Origin of the sequence: Rahnella sp. PD12R, from assembly GCF_019200965.1 — a bacterium.
Lineage (GTDB): Bacteria > Pseudomonadota > Gammaproteobacteria > Enterobacterales > Enterobacteriaceae > Rahnella > Rahnella laticis.
The window spans coordinates 653,186-660,562 of sequence record NZ_JAHTMS010000002.1 but is presented as its reverse complement, the minus strand read 5'-3'; the positions used below and the strand labels follow the sequence as shown (position 1 = coordinate 660,562).

At 56.1% G+C, this 7,377-nt stretch carries 5 protein-coding genes; 2 read left to right on the top strand and 3 right to left on the bottom strand.

What is annotated here, in order from left to right:
* On the top strand, positions 1-313 hold a 313-nt coding region (tnpA, locus tag KWG64_RS07080; protein ID WP_218521368.1), incomplete at its 5' end, for an IS200/IS605-like element IS1541B family transposase.
* A gap of 248 nt (positions 314-561) precedes the next feature.
* Here the strand turns inward: tnpA and rdgC are convergent.
* The gene (gene rdgC, locus KWG64_RS07075) at positions 562-1,476 is read right to left on the bottom strand and encodes a recombination-associated protein RdgC (protein WP_195813953.1); all 915 of its coding nucleotides are present in this window, start codon (positions 1,474-1,476) and stop codon (positions 562-564) included.
* 209 nt (positions 1,477-1,685) lie between these two features.
* On the opposite strand from rdgC, the gene mak reads away from it, so the two are divergent.
* The gene (mak, locus tag KWG64_RS07070) at positions 1,686-2,606 is read left to right on the top strand and encodes a fructokinase (RefSeq protein WP_218521367.1); all 921 of its coding nucleotides are present in this window, start codon (positions 1,686-1,688) and stop codon (positions 2,604-2,606) included.
* A gap of 53 nt (positions 2,607-2,659) precedes the next feature.
* Here mak and sbcC read toward each other — a convergent pair whose 3' ends face one another.
* Complete coding sequence (gene sbcC, locus KWG64_RS07065; protein WP_218521366.1) at positions 2,660-5,917, bottom strand: exonuclease subunit SbcC; 3,258 nt, start codon at positions 5,915-5,917, stop codon at positions 2,660-2,662.
* Complete coding sequence (gene sbcD, locus KWG64_RS07060) at positions 5,914-7,152, bottom strand: exonuclease subunit SbcD (RefSeq protein WP_218521365.1); 1,239 nt, start codon at positions 7,150-7,152, stop codon at positions 5,914-5,916. Before sbcD ends, sbcC begins: the two co-directional genes overlap by 4 nt.
* Positions 7,153-7,377 lie beyond the last annotated feature (225 nt).

Here is a 7,377-nt window from a genome sequence, read left to right as displayed (position 1 = left end):
CGTGAATATTCTCGAAGCGGAATGTTGTGTGGATCACATCCATATGCTTCTGGAAATTCCGCCCAAGATGAGTGTATCGGGGTTTATGGGGTACCTGAAGGGAAAGAGCAGCCTAATGCTTTATGAGCAGTTTGGGGATTTGAAGTTTAAATACCGCAACAGGGAGTTTTGGTGCCGAGGGTATTACGTTGATACGGTTGGGAAAAACACGGCCAGGATACAGGAATACATAAAGCACCAACTGGAAGAGGATAAAATGGGTGAGCAGCTCTCGATCCCATATCCGGGCAGCCCGTTTACGGGCAGTAAGTAATCCATAGATGCAAATGTCAGATCGCGATGCGCCTGTTAGGGCGCGGCTGGTAACAGAGCCTTATAGGCGCATATGAAAAACCTCCGGCTATGCCGGAGGATATTTATTTCATAACTCCGTATACCCAAAATCATTCGAGTTGCATCAAGGCGGCAACTGAGTGAATCCTCCGGGAGCATACATCAGTATGTGACCGGAGTTCGCGAAGGCGGCCAACGCGGAGGCAGCTTGAAGGATGAAGGGTATAACTAGCGTTGTGCTTCGCCGCCCAGAGCCTCAATCAGGTTTTGAATCAGCGCCGCCAGTTCACCCGTCATCAGCACGAAATCCGCATCGAAACGTCCGGCGAAATCTTCGCGGTCGATGTCTTCGTTCTGGTCACGGATCACGTCGCCGAATTTCAGACGTTTGATGCTGCCGTCGTCGGCCAGAACAACGGCAATACGTTCCTGCCAGTCGACGGCCAGCTTGGTCACCAGTTTGCCATTTTCGATGTGCGTGGCGATTTCGTCGCTGACCAGCGCCTGTTTCTTACAGCGGATCACGCCGCCTTCTTCCAGAATCGCTTTCAGCTCGGCTTCGTCCTGCAGGGCAAAACCGGCAGGCGTCTGGCCTGAACGCACCCATTCGGTGAGCGTCAGTTCGATCGGGCTTTCCATGGTTAATGGCACAACCGGCAGTGAACCGAGGCTTTTACGCAGCAGCGCCAGCATGTCTTCCGCTTTTTTCGCGCTGGCGGCATCGACCATGATCAGGCCGTTAACGGTGTCGATCCACATGAATGTCTGGCTGAAACGGCTGAATGCGCGCGGCATCAGGCTGTGCAGCACTTCGTCTTTTAGGGAATCTTTTTCAGTTTTCTTCAGCTTACGGTGTTGCTCACCTTCAAGCTGATCGATTTTGGCCTGCAACTCCTGTTTTATGACCGGAGAAGGCAGGATTTTTTCTTCTTTACGGGCGCAGATCAGGATCTGACCGCCGTTAACGTGAGTCAGCGCGTCGCCACCGTGGGAACCCATCGGTGAAACCCAGCCGGTTTTCGCCATATCCTGGCTGCCGCACGGGGTAAAGGTGAAAGCGCTGAGCTGTTTTTCCATTTCGTCAGCAGATAACGAAACTTCACGGCTCAAACGGTATACCAACAAATTCTTAAACCATAACATGGCGTTATCCCTGTCCCGGCGCACTCGTGGTACGCTGATTAAATGAATGCAGGGCGGCATGATAACCAATTGAGCGCCGGTCGTCGTTAAGAAATCACCGCAGCATGAAACATTGCATAACAGCTTATTCTGGTGACGACAGCAGCGAGCTTCTACACTGATTTAACCTCAAAATAACTGACCCTACCGGCAGAAACAGGAGAGAAAACGTGCGAATTGGCATTGATTTAGGCGGCACAAAAATAGAAGTCATCGCGTTATCCGGCGAAGGGAAAGAACTGTTCCGCAAGCGGGTGGATACGCCAAGAAATGATTACGAGCGCACGCTGAAAGCGATTGAAGGGCTGGTGCTGGACGCCGAAAAGGCCACAGGCCAGCACGGCAGCGTCGGCCTTGGGATCCCCGGCACGCTTTCGCCGTTTACCGGTAAAGTGAAAAATGCCAACTCGGTCTGGCTAAATGGCCAGCAGCTGGATGAAGATCTGGCGCTGTTGTTAAAACGTGAAGTCCACATTGCCAACGACGCCAACTGTCTGGCGGTTTCCGAAGCGACCGACGGCGCGGGCGCCGGGCGTCATACGGTGTTTGCGGTCATTATCGGCACCGGTTGTGGTTCCGGCGTTGCGCTTAACGGCGTGGCGCACGCGGGCGGAAACGGCAATGCCGGAGAGTGGGGGCATAATCCGCTGCCGTGGCAGGATGAAGAAGAAATTCAGTTCGCCCGCGACGTGCCGTGCTATTGCGGCAAATCCGGCTGCGTGGAGACCTTTGTGTCGGGCACCGGTTTTGCGGAAGATTATTTCCGGCTGTCAGGCCAGCGGCTGAAAGGCGCGGAAATTATTGAGCTTGTTGAGCAGGGCGACGAAACGGCGGAGCTGGCGCTGGGCCGCTACGAGCGTCGTCTGGCGAAAGCGCTGGCCAACGTGGTGAATATTCTGGATCCGGATGTCATCGTTTTTGGCGGCGGTATGAGCAACGTCGATCGTCTGTACCAGACCGTTCCCGTGCTGATCAAACAGTGGGTCTTTGGCGGCGAATGTGAAACACCGATCCTTAAAGCGGTTCACGGCGATTCCAGTGGTGTTCGCGGTGCCGCCTGGCTGTGGCCGCAGTCGCGCTTCGCGTTGTAATTTTCTGGCAGACAAAAGCCGCATGATGTCACGCCATCATGCGGCTTTATCATTTACTGCGACGGGACTTTAAATTCACTGCTCAGGCGGCTGACGCCCAGCCCGTTCACCTTGGTCACTTTGATTTGCACCGGAATGCGGTCTTTCATCGCTTCAACGTGGCTGATCACGCCGATGGTTTTACCGGAGGCGTTCAGGCTGTCGAGGGCGTCCAGCGCGGTGTCCAGCGTGTCGGCGTCGAGCGTACCGAAACCTTCGTCGAGGAACAGCGAATCGATGCGGGTTTTATCGCTCACCAGATCTGACAACGCCAGCGCCAGCGCCAGACTGACGAGGAAGCTCTCGCCGCCGGATAACGTGCGGGTATCACGCACGGCGTCGGCCTGCCACGTATCGACAACCTGCAACTCCAGCGCGTCGCTGGTTTTACGCTGCAACAGATAACGGCCATGCAGTTTTTCCAGCTGGCGGTTCGCCAGATACACCAGATGATCCAGCGTCAGCCCCTGCGCGAACTTACGGAATTTCGCACCATCGCTGGAGCCAATCATCTGATTGAGATATCCCCAGTCATCACAGGTCAGCTGCGCTTGCGCAATCTGCGCGATTAACTGCTGCTGGCTGCCGCTGCGTTCCTTGTCGAATTTAAGCTGATTACTCACTTCGCCGGTGCGCTGTTGCAGCGCTTTCAGGCTTTGTGACAGCGATTCCTGTTCTGCCATCAGCGCCGTGAGATCGCTTTCGTTTTCACTCAGATGCGCAGGGCGTGCGAGCCGCTGTCTCTCCAGTGTCTCTTTCGCATCGCTTAACAGCGCCTGAGCCTGCGCCAGCTGTTTCTGCAACTGGTCTTTACGCTGGCGGAGTTGCTGGCGTAAGGCGTCGTCGAGCATTGCGAGTTTCACTGCGTCTTCATCCGCAAACTCGCTGGCGGCCAGCGCCTGTTGCCAGTCTGTTTGTGCCTGATGCAGACGCGCCGTGGCCTGCTGATGTTGCAGTTGCGTGCTGGCGAGCTGACCGGCGAGTTTGTCGCGAAGTTCCTGCGCCCGGTGCAGGGCCGTCTCGGCTTCGCTGACGGCTTTTTCGGCGGCCTGTTGTTGCAGATGTAAGTGCTCGCGAACCTGCCTAACCTGACGGTCGCCGAAGAGTTCTGTACGCTGCGCCGTCAGTTCCTTCAGCGTTTTCCCGCCATCCGCATACTGGGTTTGCAGACGTTCAAGCTGCTCCTGAGACTTCGTCAGATTTTGCTGCGTCAGCGTAAAACGCTCCGCCAGCAACGCGCTTTGCTGCTGGACTTTTTGTTGCTCGCTGACGGCTTCGCTGAGGGCGTCTTTCGCCTGTTGCAGCGCACGCGCCAGCTGTTCATGCTGGCGGAGCGTTTCCTGCGTTTGCTGTTCTTCCTGATCGCATGACGCCAGCCATTGCTGAATGTCCGGCGCATCCATCAGCGTGAAGGTCAGACCATGCGGAGCGCTGATTTTCTGCCAGTTTTCGAGATGTGCGTTCAGCTGCTGCTGGTCGTGCTCAAGCTGCGTTTTCAGGCGTAACTGGTGTTCTTTCAGGCTTTTAATTTTCGCGGCCAGTTCGATTCCGCTGGCTTTCGCTGCATCAAATTCCAGCTGCATTTTCTCAACACGCTGCGCCGTTTCAGACGGTTTGATCTCCTGATAACTTTCAATCGCCGGATGCGAGGTGGAACCGCACAGCGGGCAGGCCAGGCCGCTTTGCAGATTCGCGCGTTCTGCCGTCAGGCTGACGATCAGTTCCTCGCTTTTCAGCCGCGCTTTGACATCATTCAGATGCTCGAGCTGTTTCTGGCATTGCAGGCGGATTCTGCCAAGGCGTTCTTCTTCTTCCGCGATTGCCGTCTGATTCTGCGCAAAATCCTGATGCTGCTGACGGACACGCGAATCGAGCTGAGGGAAAATTTGTGCGAGTGAAAACAGCTGCTGACGCACCGGACGCAGCTGCGCCAGTTCAGATTGCCGTTTCTGCAACGTCGTCAGTGGTTGCTGTTTTTCCAGTTCGGCCTGATTTTGTTGCTGAACCTGAAGCGCACCGGTCAGTGTGGCGTGTTTCGCCTGATGCTGCTGACTCTGTGCCTCCAGTTTCTGGCGCTCTTCGGTGATTTTCGCCAGCATCGCGCTGTGCTCACTGGCCTGTTTCTGTGCTTCACTGACGGCCTGCTGCGTGTCAGTCAGTGATTTGTGCCACCGGGCAATCTCGTTATCCAGCGGCAGAACTTTTTCGTCCATCAGCGTCTGGAGCTTGCGCTGCTCTCCGGCCTGATTCTGGCGAGCGGCTTTCGCCTGTTCCAGCACCGAAGCCCGCGGCGTCATCTGCGCCGCCTGTTGTTCCTGCTGCTGAACCAGCTGTGTAAGTGCCTGCTGTAACTCCTGCGTTTCTTTCTCGCAGCGCAACCGGTCGCTGAGCAGCGGACGCAGCTTTTCAGCCGGCTCACTGCGCGCGAGTTGCTGCAATTGCGGCGCTGCGGCGAGGTTTTCCTGCTCCGCCGCCGTCAGCTGCTGCTGAGATTGCTGATGCTTTTGCTGCACCTGTTGCCATTGTTGCAGCCAGTTCAGATCCTGCTGGCGTTGCAGCGCCTGCTGACTGAGGATAATTTCCTGCGCGTTCAGCGCGGCCAGTTCCGTTTCGAAGGCCTGACGCTGCTCTTCGCTGAGCAACTCGATTCCGGCCATGCGCTGATACAAACCGTCGAGCTGATTTTTGGCTTCTTTATGTTGTTCAAACACGCGTTCAGAAAGCCGCCCGTAGATTTCGGTGCCGGTCAGTTCTTCCAGCAATTCCGCGCGGTCGTTGGCATCGGCATTCAGGAACGCGGCGAACTGGCCTTGTGAAAGCATCATAGATTTAGTGAAACGGCCGAAATCCAGCCCGGTCAGCCCGGCGATGGCATCAAGTTTATCGCGCACTTTGTCGGCCAGAATTTTGCCATCGGCCAGCAGCGCCAGTTCTACTTTGGGCGCCTGTAAATTACCGTCAGGCGAATTTTTGGCCCGGCGCTGGCTCCAGAACGCGCGGTAGCCAATGCCTTTAACCTCAAACTCGACTTCTGCCAGGGATTCGGCGGTGTGGCGGGTCATCAGTTCATTCTGACTCGGCGTGACGTTCAGACGCGGCGTCTGGTGATACAGCGCCAGACAGATGGCGTCCAGCAGGGTGGTTTTCCCCGCGCCGGTCGGGCCTGTGATGGCAAATAATCCGTTGCTGGCAAAAGGCTCAGCGGTGAAGTCGATTTTCCATTCGCCTTCCAGCGAGTTCAGGTTTTTTAAACGCAGACTGAGAATTTTCATCGGGCGGCATCCTCTGCGGACTCGCCGCTGGTGACCTGGCTGACAACCTGAGCGAACAGCGTGCGCATCCGCGCCTGACGCGGTTCGTCGGGATCGGTTTCCTGCGCCAGCCGCCGCTCAAACACTTCGCTGACACTCAGTTCGCTGAGCGTTTCTTTTTCCTGTTGTTCGATGCTGCTGATGCGCTGTTCTTTACTGCGGCGCAGCAGAACGACTTCCACCGGCAAATCTGCGGTCAGCGTCTGAATACGCCGCTGGATATCACTGAGATAGTCCTGCGTGGCGACTTCGATATCCAGCCAGACCGGTTTACCGGCATCGCCGTCAGCAAACTGCGTCAGTTGTTTTTCGATGTCTGCGAGAGAACCTTTAATGATCTGCATCGGCTGGAAAACGGGGATTTCCAGCGTGTCGATGGCGTTGAGCTTAGCGCCATCGAAATCAAGCAGGTAAACGCTTTTGGTTTTGCTGAGCTCATCGAAACTCAGCGCAATGGGTGAGCCGCTGTAACGGATATGTTCGGTTTTTGCGACGCACTGGGCGCGGTGAATGTGCCCGAGCGCCACGTAATCCACCGGTGGAAAGGCCTGCGCCGGGAAGGCGTCGAGCGTGCCTATATAGATGTCGCGCACGGAGTCAGACGTGCTGACGCCGACGGTGGTCAGATGGCCGGTAGCGATAATGGGCAACGGCAAACCAAGTTCCTGACGTTTAGCCAGCGCTGCCTGATACAGTGCGTCATAATGCGCCGCAATGGCTTCCTGCAAGGCGAGCTGTTTGTCGCTGCCGGACTGCCCGGCCTGGCTGGCCAGCAAGTCGCGCGGACGCAAAAACGGAATGGCACACAACACCGCGCCGGGCTGGCCTTCGCGGGTATTCAGCACCAAAACCTGTTCATCCAGATTTTCGCCTACGGTGGCGATCACCCGCGTATTCAGGCACGAAAGCAGTTCGCGGGATTCATTGAGCGTGGCGACGGAATCGTGATTTCCGGCCAGCACCACCAGCTGGCAGCCGGTTTGTTGTAATTCCACCACGAAGCGGTTGTACAACTCGCGGGCGTAACTGGGCGGCGAGCCGGTATCAAAGATGTCTCCGGCGACAATGACGGCGTCCACCTGATGCTGCTGCACCTGACCGGTCAGCCAGCGCAAAAATGCCTGATGTTCAGCGGCGCGGCTTTTGGTAAAAAAGTACTGGCCGAGGTGCCAGTCGGAGGTGTGGATCAGGCGCATGAGACTCCCGTGTGAACCCTGTATGACGACAATGGGGCAAAGTATAAACGTCGGCGGGGGAACCTGTCCCCGATAAATCAGACCAATTTCAGCAGGATGGCGGGAATTTATCTGTCATATTTGCCTTAAATGAACCATCATTTTCATTCATAAATCTGTCACAAAACTGACGCATAATGGCGCCCGCAATCAAATAAAAGATCGCTAACCTATTGGCAGGACCTA